Source organism: Rhizobium oryzicola, from assembly GCF_030504645.1.
Lineage (GTDB): Bacteria > Pseudomonadota > Alphaproteobacteria > Rhizobiales > Rhizobiaceae > Neorhizobium > Neorhizobium oryzicola.
Genome location: NZ_JAUKWQ010000008.1, coordinates 94113 through 109820, shown reverse-complemented (window position 1 = coordinate 109820; position 15708 = coordinate 94113). Strand labels below are relative to the sequence as shown.

Here is a 15708-nt window from a genome sequence, read left to right as displayed (position 1 = left end):
GCCTCGTCGCAATCAGCAGAAAACGGACTTTCGACATGACGGGTACAGAGAATAGGATGACAGGGGCGGAGATCGTTCTGAAGGCCCTGAAGGACAATGGGGTCGAACATATCTTCGGATATCCGGGCGGTGCCGTGCTGCCGATCTATGACGAGATCTTCCAGCAGGACGACATCCAGCACATTCTCGTTCGCCATGAACAGGGCGCCGGTCACGCCGCAGAAGGTTATGCGCGCTCCACCGGCAAGGTCGGCGTCATGCTGGTCACGTCCGGTCCGGGTGCCACGAATGCCGTGACGCCGTTGCAGGACGCGTTGATGGACAGCATCCCGCTCGTTTGCCTCACCGGTCAGGTCCCCACCACGCTGATTGGTTCGGATGCCTTCCAGGAATGCGACACCGTCGGCATCACGCGCCCCTGCACGAAGCACAATTGGCTGGTCAAGGACGTCAACGAACTGGCATCCATCATCCACGAGGCCTTCCGCATCGCCCAGACCGGTCGCCCGGGCCCGGTCGTCGTCGATATCCCGAAGGACATCCAGTTCGCGACCGGCACCTATACGCCGAAGACGGAAGATGCTGTTGAAAAGAGCTACCAGCCGAAGGTTCAGGGCGACCTGAATGCCATCCATGCGGCCATTGAGCTGATGGCGAGCGCACGCCGCCCCGTTCTCTACACGGGCGGTGGCGTCATCAATTCTGGTCCGGAAGCCACCCGTCTGCTGCGGGAACTGGTTGAGCTCAGCGGTTTCCCGATCACGTCCACGCTGATGGGTCTCGGCGCCTATCCGGCATCCGGCCCGAACTGGCTCGGCATGCTTGGCATGCATGGTTCCTACGAAGCAAACATGGCCATGCATGATTGCGACGTCATGGTCTGCATCGGTGCGCGCTTCGATGACCGCATTACCGGCCGTCTGAACGCCTTCTCGCCGAATTCCCGCAAGGTCCATATCGATATCGATCCGTCGTCGATCAACAAGAATGTCCGCGTCGACATCCCGATCGTTGGTGATGTCAGCCGGGTTCTGGAAGACATGGTTCGCATTTGGCGGGCGCTGCCGAACAAGCCTGCCAAGGCGCAGACGGCCGAGTGGTGGGAGCAGATCAACCGCTGGCGCGCGCGCAAGTCCTTCGCCTACAAGAACTCGAACGACGTCATCATGCCGCAATACGCGATCCAGCGTCTCTATGAGGCATCCAAGGGTCGCGAAACCTTCATCACCACGGAAGTCGGCCAGCACCAGATGTGGGCAGCCCAGTTTTTCGGTTTCGAGCAGCCGAACCGCTGGCTGACTTCGGGCGGCCTCGGCACCATGGGTTATGGCCTGCCGGCCGCGATCGGCGTACAGGTTGCGCATCCGGAAGCGCTCGTCATCGACATTGCCGGTGATGCCTCGATCCAGATGTGCATCCAGGAAATGTCCTGCGCGATCCAGTATAACCTGCCGGTCAAGATCTTCATCCTGAACAACCAGTACATGGGCATGGTGCGCCAGTGGCAGCAGCTGCTGCATGGTAACCGCCTCTCCAACTCCTACACGGAAGCCATGCCTGATTTCGTCAAGCTGGCGGAAGCCTATGGCGCGGTCGGCATGTATTGCGACAACCCGGCCGAACTGGACGGCAAGATCGCCGAAATGATCGAGGTGAAGCGTCCCGTCATCTTCGACTGCCGCGTGGCGAACCTCGCCAACTGCTTCCCGATGATTCCGTCGGGCAAGGCACACAACGAAATGCTGTTGCCGGATGAGGCAACGGATGAAGCCGTTGCCAATGCCATCGACGCGAAAGGCCGGCAGCTCGTTTAAGAGCTGCCACCGGATCATTTCAGAGGAACAGTCATCATGAACGCACACCTTCAACCCACCGGTTCGGCCTATTTCATCCAGCAGGAAACCTCCAAGGAAGAGCGCCACACGCTCTCCGTTCTCGTCAACAACGAGCCCGGCGTTCTCGCCCGCGTCATCGGCCTGTTCTCCGGCCGTGGCTACAACATCGAAAGCCTGACGGTGTCGGAAACGGAGCATGAGGCGCATCTGTCGCGCATCACCATCGTGACGGCGGGAACGCCCGGCGTTCTGGAGCAGATCAAGGCACAGCTGGAACGGATCGTGCCGGTTCACCGCGTCGTGGACCTGACTGTGCGCGCCAGCCAGCTGGGGCAAGAGCGTCCGATCGAGCGCGAAGTGGCGCTGGTCAAGGTGGTCAGCGACGGCGAAACACGTGCCGAGACGCTGCGCCTGGCTGACGCCTTCCACGCCAAGGTGGTGGATGCGACTGTCTCGCACTTTATTTTTGAGATCACCGGCAAGTCGTCCAAGATCGACCAGTTCGTGGCCGTGATGAAGCCGCTCGGCCTGACCGAGATCTGCCGCACCGGCATTGCCGCGATGAACCGCGGCCCGCAGGGCATGTAAGGTTTGTTTGAGCGGGATTGAGACGGCAACCTGTCATTATCAAAGATAGAGCCCGGATTGATAGGATCCGGGCTCTACAGGTATTTCCAGGCGGTTACGAAGCCTGACGCGCAAGCTCCGGCATTTCGGTCGCCTTCTGGCTGCCAAGCTGCCTTTCCATCAGCGCATGATAGCGTGCGGTCAGATCGTCGACATTGAGACCCGACTCCTGCGGCCCGAAGCTCAGATGGCTGACGGTGAAGTCTGAATAGATCGCCGTCTTGCGGTTCAGGAATCGGGGAAGCGACACGGTGACCGCGTGTTCGTCATCACAGGGACCAAGGGCCAGATGTTGAATGTCGCGACCCATCCAGGCGATGAAGTTGATCGACTGGCGTTGATCCCACTCGATGACAGGCGAAGGAAGCGGCAGGTTAGGCATGGATTGCTGCAGCACGTAATCATGTAATGCTGTAGCCTTTGCCGCGCTGCCCCACAGCGTGCCCTCATGGCCACCCGGCGGGTTCTCAAATTCACCAACGGATGTGGGAAGCGAACCGGCAAGCTGTTGCAGATAAGCACAGACGCCATTGTTCACGACGTTGGCGGAGACCACGAAATAATTCGGGTTGCGGCGGCGGAATTCGATGAAGCCCGCCAGCTTTTCCAGATCCATGTAGACGATATCGTCATCGCATTTGAGAAAAAGGGAATCCTCGAATGCCGTGATATGTTTGGCGTAATAGGCATAGGCATGCCAGTACGGAAGGCGCGCGGAGGTGTCGCCGATATAGCGGCGGATGGGAGCCTTGACATCGGGCAGTTCAAGATCGCCGCCCCAGCCGCCGCGCAGCATGATCTCAGCACCATCATCAAGGGCAAGGCCGGTCCATGCGCCGACGGTCGCACCGTTCACGAAGACCGCAAGCGTTCCATCTGACTCGATGGACAGCACGACCTCGTTCGGCTTGCCCGGGCTGAGTACACTTGGCGTTTGGCTCATCCACAACTGCTGGACATCATCTCGGTCCAGGTTCTTCAGGCGCTCGCGCGGCAGGCGGCGAAGCGCTGATGCAGCATTGCTCCAGCCGCCTACGACGATTTCATAGAAGTGATCGGGATCATTCTTCGGCAAGACGGCGAGGTGCAGGTCGTTGGTGATCGAAATGCGCGCACGGAACGGGCTGATGGCGTCAAGCTTGCCATGTCTCTGATAGGCCGCTGCCGATTTCATGAAACGCACTGGGCCAAACTCGCGGTTCAGCCATTCATGGTCGCTTGCTGTGCGTGTCAGATCCCAGATGTGCCATTCGTCGATCAAGCCGATCTCAAGCGCCCGGCGCACATACTGGTTGAGAATGCTCATCCTTTTTTCGCGTCCGGCGAATGTGACAAGAATGACTGGAGCCATGAATAGCCTCGTTGGGATCAGGTAAAGGGCGATCTGATTGGTCAGGGTCTGGACCAGATCAAAAGGCGGTGGAAAATTACAACCGCTCCATGCCCCGAACGTGAAGATCCGCGAACAGCCTCGGTTGCAAAGCCATCGTCATCGAACATCCCGCTCATCGGGGTGGAGCGCCCGAAAGTATCGGAAACAGATTTGAAGAACTGTCCGAATGCTTTGCGGCGCACCTATCGAATACCAACGGCTTGCGGCCGGACGCTTAGAAGTAGAATCCAGCTCGCGTCAGATCATTGCCAGTGCTTGCTTGCGCGTGGGTGGAGGAAATGCGTCATCCAGTGCGTCCCAGTCCTCGTCACTGATGTCGAGGTCGATCGCGCCACGGTTTTCTGCAACGCGTGCTACGCTTGAGGTCTTCGGGATCGCAACGACACCTTCACGTTCCAGAACGAAGGCCAGCGCCACCTGGGCCGGCGTTGCCTGATAGGTCTTTGCGATCCGCACCAGTTCCGGGTGGCGCAGCAGCCGGCCCTGCTCGATGGGCGAATATGCCATGATAGGGATGGAACGCTGCTGGCACCAGGGCAGGAGATCGTATTCTATGCCGCGGCGCGCAAGATTAAACAGCACCTGATTGGCGGCGCAGTATTCGCCGCCCGGCACGGAAATCAGTTCTTCCATGTCGTCGACATCGAAGTTGGAAACACCCCAGGCGCCGATCTTGCCGGCGGCCTTGAGGTCTTCGAAACCGCCAACGGTTTCCTCAAGCGGATGTTCTCCGCGCCAATGCAGCAGGTAAAGATCAAGGCGGTCCGTGCCGAGGCGGTGGAGGCTCCTCTCACAGGCTTCAATGACGCCGCGACGGCTGGCATTCCAAGGATACACTTTGCTGACGAGGAAGACATCGTCGCGGCGGCCTACGATGGCTTCGCCCACTACTTCTTCGGCGGCGCCCTCGCCATACATTTCGGCGGTGTCGATCACCGTCATGCCCTGATCAATTGCCGCCTGCAGGGCCGCGATCTCGGAGGCACGATGGCGGTGGTCCTCGCCCATCTTCCAGGTGCCGATACCGAGCGAGGGGATCTGGATGCCTGAAGATAGGCTTACAAAAGGAATTTCGTTTTCCATGGGTTCGCTGCTCCGTCGCAACTGCGCTTGTGAGAGCCAATATAATGGTAGGGGACCGCCGGAAGAAGCGTTGAAAGATCCAGTTGAGATTTTCTATGGAGTGCGCCCCCGCTTAGCACGAGGGCGCTCAGTTGTGAGAAGCTAGTTGAAGGACTTGGGACGATCTCGGCAATCATCGTCCGACTCGTGGCCAGGAACGCCCACGATGTACGTGTCAGCAAAGGTACCAGGATTAGCCAGTGCCGTTGCCTTTAGGTCATTTGCGAACTGCTGAGCTGGGTTTGGCATCGTTGCTGGCACAGAAGGCGTAACACTCACATGACCCGCTGGAGGGGTGGGAAGAGCTTGGTCAAAGGTGGCCGTGAAGATGCCGAAACCGACGATGGTAGAGCTATCTCCCACCTGGGGGATCGCCTTGGCCGTATTTAGCCGGAGTGCGCATTTGAAGCCAGAGGGTGCAGCAGCGATATTCGCAAGGCTCTTGTTAAAGGAGAGCGTGGGGTTAAACGGAAACCGTGCTGTGCGTAGGTCCAATGCACCCTGCTTGTCCGTCAGCAGGCCTCGATAGATGTATTCCGCCGATGCCGGCGCGGCCGTCGCAACAACCGTGACCAGAAGGCCGAGGGTGATCAGGATATGCCTGATCGGATTGGCGAAATTCAAAGAGATTTTCATCATCATTCTCCGTTTTGAGGGTGGTTGGCCCCTGCGTCATGCAGGGTGGGTACGCCGGCTCCGCCCTGGCCGGAGTGGATGTTGCGCCGCCTGGACGACGCGAATGTCTGAAAGGTAATGCTGGCCTCACCAATGATTTTCCGGCGCATGCCGGATGATGTTGTCGGTGCCCATGATCACCGCACGCGTCGGTCGCGCCGGGCTCAGTTCGATCCTGTGGCTTCCGTCCAGACGGATCGGGTCCAGCACTTCACCGGCCTTGAAATCATCGAAGTGGACCCAGTAACTGATCGGATCGATGATGAAGGTGGTGCTGACATTCATGTTGAAGGGCGCCGCCAGCAGCGCACTGCCGCCGCGGGCAATGCCGTGATAGACGGGAAAATCGAAGCGCGCGTGCATCTGTCGGATCGTCAATCCGCCGAAGGAGGTTTCGGCGCGCAGGTTGGAAAAGACCGGGCTGGCAAAGCCATCGGATTTCAGGTCCACCAGATTGTTGCGCTCCGGATCGGCTTCCACCTCTTGCGAAATGCGCACCCGGCCCTTGTCCTCGGGTCCGCTCCGCTCTCCCCAGAAGAAGCTTGTCCTGTCATTCCAGCAGAAGGTGATGGAGGTGCCGGGCGCGGCCGGTCGGGACAGCCATGCAAGGCTGCGGATATGGGCAGAACCTTCGCTTCCCTCCGGGCGCTGGAACAGGACAAAATTGCCGTGCATGTTGGAAGCATTGGTACAAGTCAGGCTGTAATCCATCTGCAGATCTCCGGTATCGCGGTTTGGCCGGTGGCTGCGGCTTGCACAGCCACCGGGTTTCTTGGTCAGGAGACCGTGATCATGTTGTCGAGGTTGAGGACGGCCGTGCGCGCGGTGCGGGCGCCGCCATAGGTGACCTCGACGGCCTGTGTCACATCCTGGATGTCCATGACGTCGCCGGTTTCGAAATTGCCGAAGATCACCCAGTAGTTCGGGTGGGGTGTGAAGACGGCCGTCATGTTCGGCTGCGCCTGCACGGCGAAGGTGCCGGAGCCTGCCATGCCGATACCGACGGAGGTTTCGTTCGGCTTGACGTTGGAGAGCTGCTTGATCGTCAGGGAGCCCAGCGAGCCGCCGGAGCCAAGGTTAGAGAAGGTGGTTGCACCATAATCGTCCTTCTTCAGTTCGATCTGGTTGAGGCCGTTCGTATCGGCTGCCACCACTTGCGAAGCGGCAAACCTGACGCCGGGCTTCAGGATGCCGGTTTCAGACCAGGTGAAGCAGTAATCCAGACCCCAGGTGAAGGTGACGCGCGACCCCGGGGCTGCCGGACGTGCGAACCAGGCGAGCGAGAAGACATTGCCGGGCATGGTGGAGGGAAGCGGTTTCTGGAACACGGCGAAGCTGCCGGAAAGCTGGGAGTCGTTGACGCAGGTCAGCGAATAGCTGGTCATGGAAAGTACCTTTCTGTTTTGGTGAATCTCCCGGATCAAGGGGAGCCGACGCCCGTCGGGAGGTACTCGGGCGTCGGCTCGTCCATCTCCGCCAGGTCGCGGGCGGTCTTCCCGACGGAGATGGAGTTCGGTGCACCAGACCCTCTGAGGTCCGGCCGTGGAGACGCAGCAGGCGGCAGCAGAGGCTTCCGCCATTTTCGTCTCCGCAAATCTTGGGTTGGGGTCAGTTTGCTTGGGTGGCCTGCGGGGTGGGCGTTGGTGTTCCGTCGAGTGGTCGCAGCATCATGCCTGAAGTCCTTGGTTCCGTTTTCGCCTTGGCCGCTTCGCGTTCTGCTTTTGCCGTTGCTTGAGTTGGAACCTAGGCAAATCAGGCCTTTCCGTCCGGGGGCGTGCGTCCCAAAAACTTGGATCAGCGTCCCAAAGGAGTTGGGGTCAGGCAGAGGGTCAAACATCGCCAAGCTCAATCAGCCACTGGCGGAACCGGCTTGCCGGGTCTTGTGAAGGTGCAGCATGCTTGCGCGGCGTCGGCAGCAGGCCGAGTTTCGCCTTGGTGCGAAAGCTACGCGGCGAGGCGCCGAAACTGGTGCGAAAGAGCCGGCTGAAATGCGCCTCGTCCTGGAAGCCCGCGTCATAGGCGATATCGCCGATACGCCGGTGAAACATCGACGGGTCGGCCAGATCCATCAGCGCCCGGCGCAGTCTTCTTTTGCGGATGAAGGTTTCAACGCCGCCAGATCCTTCGAACTGGCGAAACAGCTGGCTGCGCGACAGGCCGAAGCGGTCGCTCAAGGCGGCTGGGTTCAAGGATGGATCGGTGAGGTTGTCCTCGATGTGGCGGCGCATTTCGCGCATGCGGCGGCCGGCATCCGGCCGGTCCGTTCCCCGCTCCGTTGTTCCAAGGCAGAGGGCGAGGGGCGCACGCAACACTGCGGCCAGTGCCATTGCCTCCTCGCGTCCGGCATAATCCGGCATGCGTGCGAGGCTGACAGTGAGCTCTCGGAGAAACGCCGTTGATACCCTTTCGCCGCGCAGAATTCGTGGCTCCATCCGATCAGGTGGCGCCACAGATGAGGGAAGAAAAAGCCGCGGCAGAATGAGATGAAGAGCGTCACTGTCGCGAAGCGTACAGGCGATCTCGTCGCGTAAGTCGCTGATGGCCACATCGCCTGCACGTATGATGCATGGGTGGAGGCCGGCAAATCCGATGGCGCCACTGATCGGCATTGTAACCACGAGATGGTCAAGGTCATCCAGTCCCGCTTGCGCTGCCGATCGTGTCAGCCGCCCGGAAAGGCCGGTTGTATGGCAAAGCAAAAAGAAACCGAAATGATAGGCTTGTAGCTTGGCGCGAGAGCCGTCTTTGTCACCCAGCCCCTCCGGGGTAAAGTTGAAGAGCGCATCCAGGCTTTCGCGCGCAGCATAGACGGACCTCATATCATCCAGCCGGATCGCGACGCGTTCCAGCGGGTCTGATACGGCGGTCCCGGCCATGCTGACTGGATTGCCTGCTCCCACGCAATACCTCTATTGGTTGCGTAAGGAATATAATCAGCATAACTTTTGATTGTATAGGAATAAATTCTATGAGTTTTATGCGGCTGCTTGAACCTCAAGTGTCGTGCGCAATCGCGAGCGTCGTTTGCTCTCTTGACCGGCCCCGATGGTGGTGGTGTCTATGCAGCATATGAGGAGATCAGCATGAGCACGCATCACCATCATGGCGCCGACGGGCACGACCATGATCATGACCACCATCACCACGACAACCACTATTCCGACATGCAGGCCCGCGTGCGGGCGCTGGAAACGGTGCTGACGGAAAAGGGGCTGATCGATCCGGCTGCCCTCGACGCGATTGTCGAGACCTATGAAACGCGGGTTGGACCACGTAATGGCGCGCTTGTCGTGGCCCGTGCCTGGGCAGAATCCGATTTCGCGGACTGGTTGAAGCGGGATGCGACGGCGGCAATCGCCAGCATGGGCTTTACCGGGCGGCAGGGCGAACATATGCGGGCGGTGTTCAATACCACGGAGACGCATAACCTCGTCGTCTGCACGCTCTGCTCCTGTTACCCCTGGGCGGTGCTGGGTCTGCCGCCTGTCTGGTACAAGGCGCCTGCCTATCGTTCCCGTGCGGTGATCGATCCACGCGGCGTGCTCGCGGAGTTTGGCGTGAGCCTGCCGGAAACCACAAAGATTCGCGTCTGGGATTCGACCGCCGAGCTGCGCTACCTCGTGGTGCCAGAGCGACCTGAGGGCACTGAAGGCTGGACCCAGGAAGAACTGGCGGATCTGGTGACTCGCGATTCGATGATCGGCACCGGCCTTGCATCATCAGTTAAGGGCAGGGCACCATGAACGGACCCCATGACCTCGGTGGCCAGATGGGTTTTGGCCCCGTCGCGCCCGAACCCAACGAACCCTATTTCCACGGTGAATGGGAAAAGCGGGCGCTCGGCATCACACTCTCCTGCGGCGCTTTCGGGGCCTGGACGATCGATGAAAGCCGCCACGCGCGCGAATGCATTCCGCCGGCGAACTATCTCTCCGCCAGCTATTACGAAATCTGGATCCGCGCTCTGGAAGTGCTGCTGGAGCGGCATGGATTCGTGAAGCCTGCGGAAATCGAGGCCGGTCATGCGCGTGAGCCCGGTGCCGTGCCGAAGCGGGTGCTGAAGGCGGATATGGTCGCCGGTGTTCTCGCCAAGGGTGGCCCGTGCGACCGGCCGTTGGACACGGCTCCCCGCTTCGTGGTGGGGCAGAAGGTTCGTACGCTGAACATCAACCCGATAGGCCATACACGCCTGCCGCGCTATGCACGTGCAAAGATCGGCGTAGTCGAGGCCGTGCAGGGCTCGTTCGTCTATCCTGACGATAACGCCCATGGGCGCGGCGAAAATCCGCAATGGGTCTATACGGTGGTTTTCGATGGCGAAGAGATCTGGGGCAGGGGGAGCGACCCCACACTCACCGTCTCCATCGACGCTTGGGAGAGCTATCTTGAGCCAGTGTGAGACCTCAAGTCCGTTTACCGAGGCGGAGGGCCTGCCACGCTCTGCCGAGGGCGATCCGGTGTTTGCCGAACCCTGGCAGGCGCAGGCCTTTGCGCTGACGGTGCATCTGCATGAACGCGGCGTATTCGGCTGGAACGAATGGGCGGCTTCGCTGTCACGCGAGGTGCATCGACCGGAGCGGGCACGGGATGGGGCCGACTATTTCGATGCCTGGGTGGCGGCGCTCAGCCATCTCCTGGCGGAGAAGGGCGTTGCGGACCAGGAGACGGTTCTGGCCCTCCAGCATAGCTGGCAGCGGGCAGCGGAGGCCACGCCGCATGGATCACCCATCGTGTTGGAAAACGATCCGCTACGGTAAGGCGCGATCACTTCAGGCCGGAAACTGGCGGTAGCATTCCTCCGCCACTTTCCGCAGCAGTTCGCGCGGCACTTCCCCCGTGACCGCATAGCCGAAGCCGTTGTCGATCCAGTAGAAGGTTTCGACCTTGCCGACGGCGGCAAAGCGGAAGCTGGTTTCGCGGCTCTCGCCATTGCGGCCCACCAGCATGGTCAGGCGCTGGCCGTTCTGGTCCTCATACATGAACAGCGCGCCGGCCTGTCCGTCCACCGGCACCAGCCGCCCACCGACCAGATGAAAGCCGAGCGAGCCGAGGTTCGGTACTTTCAGGTTGGTGCGGGACAGCCGCTTGCCGAGCCAGGTCGCGAGATGCGCCTCCTCGGTGGCCGCGACTTCGACAGGATGGCGCACTTCACTGGCATAGATGAGATAGGCCGCATGGGCTTCATCCGGTAGATCAGTTGAGGCAAGAACGGGCTGTTTCTGGGCGCCTGACACGGGAAGCAGCGTGCCGGTGCCGACACCCGCTACGAACAGAAGAGCCGCGGCTGCCGCCAGCGCAAGCCTGCGGCCAAAGGTGCTGTGCCGTACGGGCTTGAGAAGGCGACCATCTCCGGCGCCTCGTCGCTCATAAGGCGCAAACAGCGTACGAATGGCGCTTCCCTGCGCCTGCCACGCGGACACACGGGCGGCATCCTCAGGGTTGTCCGCAAGCCATGCCGCAACGGTTTCCTGCCGGTCCGGCGTCAACTGGCCATCGGAAAAGGCGTGCAGCTCGTCCTCCGAAGGTCGGATGTCGTGGCTCGTCATTTCGGTCTCCTCAGCGGAATGATGTTTTCCGCCTGCATGCTCTCACTGATTTTCTGCCGTGCCCGCGCCAGCCGCGACATGACGGTTCCGACAGGAATGTCCAGCATGGTTGCGACATCAGCGTAAGCGCAGCCTTCAAGGACGACCAGCATCAGCACGGCGCGCTGCTCTTCGGGCAGGCTGTTCAGCGCCACCTCCAAGCGCCGCCGCTCCAAGGGGTCGGAGACTGCAACCGGTGCCGGCACATTCAGCGCCTCCTCAATGTCGGTATCCGGGTGGCGGGTGCGGTAGCGAAGCCCATTGCGATAGCGACGCGTCATGATCGTCAAGAGCCAGCTGCGCAGGTTGAGACCTCGCCATTGGCCACGACGAGTCAATGCCGTCTCAAGACTGTCCTGCAACAGATCTTCGCCCTCCGCATCCGAGCGGGCAAGGCTGCGCGCATAGCGGCGAAGCGCTGGAAGGAGGGCCAGGATCTGGCCCTCGAAGCTCGACTCGGAAGGCGTTTTCATAGCCTACAATACCATGATCAGAGCCATGATCAGGGGCGGGCCAGATCCCAGTTGCCGCCAACGCCGTCGCCGGTGATGTCGCCCGCCTTCATGTCCTTGACCCAGTAGTAGAGCGGCATGCCGTCCTTGGCCCATTGTTTGGAACCATCCTTGCGGGTGATGACCGTGTAGGCGCCCGCATCCTTGGCATCTGCCGAAGCCTTCAGCGGCGGCCAGTTGGCAAGGCATTGGCCTTCGCAATTGGAAACGCCCTTTGTGTCCTTCTTGAAGGTGTAGAGCGTCATGCCGTTTTCGCCGGCAAGCACCTTGCCCTTGGCGCTGTCGACCGTCTTGACCGGTGCGCCGGCTGCGAAGGCCAGCGTGACAGAGGCGAGAAATGCGGCCGTTGCCGCCGTCATGCGGATGAATGTCATGGGGTGTCCTCCGTGATGTCAGGCGGGCCTCATGCCGCGCCCGACATGAGACACCACAGCCATCCCGTTTATTCCCGGCCCACACACAAATTTTTGCGGAACGGCTTTTCCGGTTGCCTGCGGCCTGAGAATCCTGCCATGTCGCCCCATGCAATTTGCTCCGCAGCAAGATGAAGCCCTGAAGGCTGTTGCCGCCTGGTTGAAGGAAGGCAAGCAGCCCGTGTTCCGCCTGTTCGGCTATGCCGGTACGGGTAAGACGACGCTTGCCCGCTATTTCGCCGAGCATGTGGATGGCGATGTTCTGTTTGCCGCCTTCACCGGCAAGGCCGCGCAGGTTCTGCGGTCGCGTGGCGCCTCCAATGCCAAGACCATTCACTCGCTGATCTATCGCCCCCGCGGCGAAGAGGCGGTTGAGGACGAGGAAACCGGCAAGACCTCGATTGCGCCGATGTTTTCCATCAATCGCCAGAGCCCGGTCGCCAAGGCGGCGCTGATCGTCATCGACGAATGCTCGATGGTGGATGAGCAGCTGGGCAAGGATTTGATGAGCTTCGGCACGCCCATTCTGGTGCTGGGCGATCCGGGCCAGCTGCCGCCAGTCTCCGGCGGCGGGTTCTTCACCGAGCAGGAGCCTGATTTCCTGCTGACGGAAATCCATCGCCAGGCGCGCGACAACCCGATCATCAAGCTTGCCATGCAGGTGCGCGAGGGCAAGGAGATCATGTATGGCGATTACGGCACGGCGCAGGTCATCTCCCGCAACGAGGTGAACCAGACCATCGTGCTGGAAGCGGATCAGGTGCTGGTCGGCACCAACAAGACGCGCAGGCGCTATAACCAGCGCCTGCGGGAGCTGAAGGGTTTTTCGCTGCCCTATCCGCAATCCGGTGACAAGCTGGTCTGCCTGCGCAACGATCCAGCCAAGGGCTTGCTGAATGGTTCGCTGTGGCAGGTCATGAGCTCATCGCGCGAGACAGTGAAGCCCGGCATCAACCTGATGATCAGGCCCGAAGACGACGACATGGATCGGGGTGCAGCGAAAATCAAGCTGTTGAAGCAGGCCTTCGAGGAAGAGGGGGAAATCCCCTGGACGACACGCAAGCGTTATGACGAGTTCGATTTCGGCTATGCGCTGACCGTCCACAAGGCGCAAGGTTCGCAGTGGAACAATGTCGTTCTGTTCGATGAGAGCTGGGCCTTCCGCGACACGCGCGAGCGCTGGCTTTATACGGCCATCACGCGTGCGGCCGAAACGCTGACGATCGTTCGCTGACTCTTGTTCAGCGTGGGCGCAGCGATGCCACCTTGCCGATCAGCTCGCGGTCGCTTTTGCCCGATGCACTGGCGATGGCGCTCAATGTCATGTCCGGTGCCGCCGAGGCAAAGCCAGCCTTCTGCAGTTCGGCAACCAGATCGGCTTCCGTCCTGCCGATAATGGCCGAGACCTGTGCGATCTTGGCATTGCTCAGAAGCTGGAAGACGGCCTGTGGATTGCCGGCTCTTTGTCCACCGTCCGGCGAGCCTGAGGGAATGAAGAAAGCCAGCGATGCCAGAACGGAAACCACCAGCGCAATAGCCATGGGCGGGCGCTTCATATAGGCGGACAGCGGACGCCAGTTTTTCCAAAGATGCAGGACGAAAGGCAGGATCAGCACCATGCTCAGCCATTCATGGATGCCGTGGAACGCGCCAGGCCCCCAATGGAAGAAGATCGCCACGCCGGAAAGAAGAGATACGAGAAACAGCCCCGTTATGAATGGGGTTGCGTAACGAGAGAGTAAAGCTGGCATGATGTGACCGCATCTGGTTCTAGAGAATCTCCTTCAACCAGTAATGCGGCATCTAAGGCGGGTCACGTTACAATTTAGCAATTAAAGTTATACGCACAGATGTCTCTTGTCGCGTAATGATATTTTCTAGTGCGGGAGAATGCCGAGGATAACTGCCTTTGCCGCAGCCTGTGAACGATTGGCAGCCTCCAGCTTGACCATCAGCCCGTCTTCGAGATCCTCGAGTTCAGCTTCGGTAATCTCGAGAGCTGTGGCCAGTTCCCGGCCTTTGTAACCCTCCACCATCAGAGCCAGACACTTGCGCTCCATATCGGAAATGTCGGGGCGACGAGCTTCGACGCGTTGTGTTTCCTGTGGTTGATTGCCGATGTCGATGATCAAGGTCCTGATCTGCTGGATTTGGCGATGGAGGGTTGAAACGTCAGACGTGAGTTCACGGCGTCGCGTGTCCAGAAGGGTACGGAAATGCAGATCAGCCTCCTCCTGACTGCCGGCCGTTTCCAGCGCCGTCATCAGTTCCTGAATGCTGGAAAGCGGCACGCCCACTTCCCGGCAGGCATTGATCACGGCCATGCGCTGGATGCTTTGCGCGTTGTAGACCCGCATGCTCCCAAGCCGTTCCGGAGCGAGTAGTCCCTTCTCCTCATAGAAGTGGAGGGTGCGATGCGTCACGCCGAAGGCTTCCGCCATGTCCGCAATGGCAAGTGGAGCAGCCGGCAGTTTGGCCACTGCTGCAATCTGGGGCATGAAGCCCAAAATCTGTTGCCGGCCTTCGCCGCTGCTCGGCTGAGCATCGAATAGGTTCTGCTGCATTTAAACCCCCTTGGCTGGCCGTGACCGGCCCTCTCGCATTCCTCCCGGCTGCCGTTTTCGGCTTATCTATGCGACATTTTAACAGGTTTAACGAAAGGTTGAATTATAATTACCTTATTACAAGAAATAGGAGTGCTGACTGCGTTTTTTGGGTCTTGAACGAAGGGCGTGGTTGCTGTGCGGTCATGGATTGATCTACACAGTTGCCGCCAAAACAGGAATCCTGCCATGCCCGCCAAGCTTTCCGTCAACCTCAACGCCGTCGCAATGCTTCGTAATCGTCGGGATCTGCCCTGGCCGAGCGTTGCCCATCTTGGACGCGTGGCGCTGCAGGCCGGTGCCTATGGCCTGACCGTGCATCCGCGCCCGGACCAGCGCCACATCCGTTTCTCGGATCTGCCGGTTCTGCGCGCGCTCATCGATGACGAATTTCCGCAGACCGAGTTCAACATCGAGGGGTATCCGTCGGAAGACTTTCTGCTGCTCTGCGAGCGGACCGAACCTGAGCAGGTGACCCTGGTGCCTGACGATCCGACGCAGGCGACATCCGATCACGGGTTCAATTTCCGCACCCAGGGAGAAATGCTGAAGCCGATCGTCGCGCGCCTCAAAGCCAAAGGCATGCGCGTTTCGTTGTTCGCCGATGGTGATGGCGATGAGGATGCGGTAAAGCTTGCCAAGGCAACCGGTGCTGATCGCATCGAGCTTTACACTGGCCCCTATGGTGGATGCTTTGATGATCCGGCCAAGGGCAGGGAACAGATGGAACTGCTGGGCCGCACTGCCGATGCGGCGAAGGCCGAAGGACTTGGCGTCAATGCCGGTCATGACCTGACGGTCGCCAACCTTCCAGCGCTTGTGAAACGCATTCCCTATCTTGCGGAAGTCTCCATCGGTCACGGCCTGACGGCGGATGCGCTGGAATTCGGTATGGCGGAAACCGTGCGCCGTTTCCGCCGAGCGTGCGGGGAGGCTCTTTGAT

18 protein-coding genes are annotated in these 15708 nt (G+C 60.1%); 7 read left to right on the top strand and 11 right to left on the bottom strand.

Features of this window, described 5'->3' with window-relative positions:
• The first annotated feature begins 35 nt into the window (after positions 1 to 35).
• Entirely contained in the window at positions 36 to 1814 is a 1779-nt protein-coding gene (locus tag Q2T52_RS20375; protein ID WP_302078686.1) for an acetolactate synthase 3 large subunit, read from the top strand.
• Between the two features lie 36 nt (positions 1815 to 1850).
• Positions 1851 to 2423 (top strand): acetolactate synthase small subunit, encoded by a 573-nt coding sequence (gene ilvN, locus Q2T52_RS20370; protein WP_302078685.1) that lies wholly within the window; start codon positions 1851 to 1853, stop codon positions 2421 to 2423.
• 94 nt (positions 2424 to 2517) lie between these two features.
• On the opposite strand, the gene Q2T52_RS20365 is transcribed toward ilvN, so the two are convergent.
• The 6 genes from Q2T52_RS20365 to Q2T52_RS20340 form a co-directional block, all read right to left on the bottom strand.
• Positions 2518 to 3768 carry a DUF6250 domain-containing protein gene (locus tag Q2T52_RS20365; protein WP_302078684.1) on the bottom strand — a complete coding sequence of 417 codons (1251 nt, stop codon included), beginning with the start codon at positions 3766 to 3768 and terminating at the stop codon, positions 2518 to 2520.
• A gap of 324 nt (positions 3769 to 4092) precedes the next feature.
• A complete protein-coding gene (locus Q2T52_RS20360) occupies positions 4093 to 4938 on the bottom strand; it encodes an aldo/keto reductase (RefSeq protein WP_302078683.1) in 846 nt (281 codons plus the stop codon).
• A 141-nt stretch (positions 4939 to 5079) separates the two neighbouring features.
• A complete protein-coding gene (locus Q2T52_RS20355; protein WP_302078682.1) occupies positions 5080 to 5613 on the bottom strand; it encodes a hypothetical protein in 534 nt (177 codons plus the stop codon).
• Positions 5614 to 5739: 126 nt separating this feature from the next.
• Positions 5740 to 6363 carry a RhiA family protein gene (locus Q2T52_RS20350; protein ID WP_302078681.1) on the bottom strand — a complete coding sequence of 208 codons (624 nt, stop codon included), beginning with the start codon at positions 6361 to 6363 and terminating at the stop codon, positions 5740 to 5742.
• A 65-nt stretch (positions 6364 to 6428) separates the two neighbouring features.
• Positions 6429 to 7037, bottom strand: coding sequence for a RhiA family protein (locus Q2T52_RS20345; RefSeq protein WP_302078680.1), 609 nt, complete (start codon positions 7035 to 7037; stop codon positions 6429 to 6431).
• 444 nt (positions 7038 to 7481) lie between these two features.
• Positions 7482 to 8528: a helix-turn-helix domain-containing protein gene (locus tag Q2T52_RS20340; RefSeq protein ID WP_302078679.1), complete on the bottom strand. Its 1047-nt coding sequence runs from the start codon at positions 8526 to 8528 to the stop codon at positions 7482 to 7484.
• 207 nt (positions 8529 to 8735) lie between these two features.
• Between Q2T52_RS20340 and nthA the strand changes: the two genes are divergently transcribed.
• The 3 genes from nthA to Q2T52_RS20325 are packed head-to-tail and all read left to right on the top strand — an operon-like array spanning position 8736 to position 10409.
• Positions 8736 to 9395, top strand: a complete 660-nt coding sequence (nthA, locus tag Q2T52_RS20335) for a nitrile hydratase subunit alpha (protein ID WP_302078678.1) — start codon at positions 8736 to 8738, stop codon at positions 9393 to 9395.
• Positions 9392 to 10051 (top strand): nitrile hydratase subunit beta, encoded by a 660-nt coding sequence (nthB, locus tag Q2T52_RS20330; protein WP_302078677.1) that lies wholly within the window; start codon positions 9392 to 9394, stop codon positions 10049 to 10051. The genes nthA and nthB overlap by 4 nt, the downstream gene beginning before the upstream one ends.
• Positions 10038 to 10409 carry a nitrile hydratase accessory protein gene (locus tag Q2T52_RS20325; protein WP_302078676.1) on the top strand — a complete coding sequence of 124 codons (372 nt, stop codon included), beginning with the start codon at positions 10038 to 10040 and terminating at the stop codon, positions 10407 to 10409. Before nthB ends, Q2T52_RS20325 begins: the two co-directional genes overlap by 14 nt.
• A 12-nt stretch (positions 10410 to 10421) precedes the next feature.
• Here the strand turns inward: Q2T52_RS20325 and Q2T52_RS20320 are convergent, their stop codons facing one another.
• The 3 genes from Q2T52_RS20320 to Q2T52_RS20310 are packed head-to-tail and all read right to left on the bottom strand — an operon-like array spanning position 10422 to position 12123.
• A complete protein-coding gene (locus Q2T52_RS20320; RefSeq protein WP_302078675.1) occupies positions 10422 to 11198 on the bottom strand; it encodes an anti-sigma factor family protein in 777 nt (258 codons plus the stop codon).
• Entirely contained in the window at positions 11195 to 11710 is a 516-nt protein-coding gene (locus Q2T52_RS20315) for an RNA polymerase sigma factor (protein ID WP_302078674.1), read from the bottom strand. The genes Q2T52_RS20320 and Q2T52_RS20315 overlap by 4 nt, the downstream gene beginning before the upstream one ends.
• A gap of 29 nt (positions 11711 to 11739) precedes the next feature.
• Entirely contained in the window at positions 11740 to 12123 is a 384-nt protein-coding gene (locus Q2T52_RS20310; protein ID WP_302078673.1) for a COG4315 family predicted lipoprotein, read from the bottom strand.
• Positions 12124 to 12271: 148 nt separating this feature from the next.
• On the opposite strand from Q2T52_RS20310, the gene Q2T52_RS20305 reads away from it, so the two are divergent.
• Positions 12272 to 13396, top strand: a complete 1125-nt coding sequence (locus Q2T52_RS20305; RefSeq protein WP_302078672.1) for an ATP-dependent DNA helicase — start codon at positions 12272 to 12274, stop codon at positions 13394 to 13396.
• 7 nt (positions 13397 to 13403) lie between these two features.
• Here Q2T52_RS20305 and Q2T52_RS20300 read toward each other — a convergent pair whose 3' ends face one another.
• Together Q2T52_RS20300 and Q2T52_RS20295 are read right to left on the bottom strand one after the other, a co-directional pair.
• Positions 13404 to 13913 carry a DUF4405 domain-containing protein gene (locus Q2T52_RS20300; RefSeq protein WP_302078671.1) on the bottom strand — a complete coding sequence of 170 codons (510 nt, stop codon included), beginning with the start codon at positions 13911 to 13913 and terminating at the stop codon, positions 13404 to 13406.
• 126 nt (positions 13914 to 14039) lie between these two features.
• Positions 14040 to 14726 carry a MerR family transcriptional regulator gene (locus Q2T52_RS20295; RefSeq protein ID WP_302078670.1) on the bottom strand — a complete coding sequence of 229 codons (687 nt, stop codon included), beginning with the start codon at positions 14724 to 14726 and terminating at the stop codon, positions 14040 to 14042.
• A gap of 228 nt (positions 14727 to 14954) precedes the next feature.
• Here Q2T52_RS20295 and Q2T52_RS20290 point away from each other — a divergent pair, with 228 nt between their 5' ends.
• On the top strand, positions 14955 to 15707 hold the full coding sequence (locus Q2T52_RS20290) for a pyridoxine 5'-phosphate synthase (protein WP_302078669.1): 753 nt from the start codon (positions 14955 to 14957) through the stop codon (positions 15705 to 15707).
• The last annotated feature ends 1 nt before the right edge of the window (position 15708 follow it).

Excerpts from the sequence above, each read along its gene's own strand:
- Q2T52_RS20375 (WP_302078686.1), top strand. The coding sequence starts at position 36 with ATGACGGGTACAGAGAATAGGATGACAGGGGCGGAGATCGTTCTGAAG.
- ilvN (WP_302078685.1), top strand. The coding sequence starts at position 1,851 with ATGAACGCACACCTTCAACCCACCGGTTCGGCCTATTTCATCCAGCAG.
- Q2T52_RS20365 (WP_302078684.1), bottom strand. The coding sequence starts at position 3,768 with ATGAGCATTCTCAACCAGTATGTGCGCCGGGCGCTTGAGATCGGCTTG.
- Q2T52_RS20360 (WP_302078683.1), bottom strand. The coding sequence starts at position 4,938 with ATGGAAAACGAAATTCCTTTTGTAAGCCTATCTTCAGGCATCCAGATC.
- Q2T52_RS20355 (WP_302078682.1), bottom strand. The coding sequence starts at position 5,613 with ATGAAAATCTCTTTGAATTTCGCCAATCCGATCAGGCATATCCTGATC.
- Q2T52_RS20350 (WP_302078681.1), bottom strand. The coding sequence starts at position 6,363 with ATGGATTACAGCCTGACTTGTACCAATGCTTCCAACATGCACGGCAAT.
- Q2T52_RS20345 (WP_302078680.1), bottom strand. The coding sequence starts at position 7,037 with ATGACCAGCTATTCGCTGACCTGCGTCAACGACTCCCAGCTTTCCGGC.
- Q2T52_RS20340 (WP_302078679.1), bottom strand. The coding sequence starts at position 8,528 with ATGGCCGGGACCGCCGTATCAGACCCGCTGGAACGCGTCGCGATCCGG.
- nthA (WP_302078678.1), top strand. The coding sequence starts at position 8,736 with ATGAGCACGCATCACCATCATGGCGCCGACGGGCACGACCATGATCAT.
- nthB (WP_302078677.1), top strand. The coding sequence starts at position 9,392 with ATGAACGGACCCCATGACCTCGGTGGCCAGATGGGTTTTGGCCCCGTC.
- Q2T52_RS20320 (WP_302078675.1), bottom strand. The coding sequence starts at position 11,198 with ATGACGAGCCACGACATCCGACCTTCGGAGGACGAGCTGCACGCCTTT.
- Q2T52_RS20315 (WP_302078674.1), bottom strand. The coding sequence starts at position 11,710 with ATGAAAACGCCTTCCGAGTCGAGCTTCGAGGGCCAGATCCTGGCCCTC.
- Q2T52_RS20310 (WP_302078673.1), bottom strand. The coding sequence starts at position 12,123 with ATGACATTCATCCGCATGACGGCGGCAACGGCCGCATTTCTCGCCTCT.
- Q2T52_RS20305 (WP_302078672.1), top strand. The coding sequence starts at position 12,272 with ATGCAATTTGCTCCGCAGCAAGATGAAGCCCTGAAGGCTGTTGCCGCC.
- Q2T52_RS20300 (WP_302078671.1), bottom strand. The coding sequence starts at position 13,913 with ATGCCAGCTTTACTCTCTCGTTACGCAACCCCATTCATAACGGGGCTG.
- Q2T52_RS20295 (WP_302078670.1), bottom strand. The coding sequence starts at position 14,726 with ATGCAGCAGAACCTATTCGATGCTCAGCCGAGCAGCGGCGAAGGCCGG.
- Q2T52_RS20290 (WP_302078669.1), top strand. The coding sequence starts at position 14,955 with ATGCCCGCCAAGCTTTCCGTCAACCTCAACGCCGTCGCAATGCTTCGT.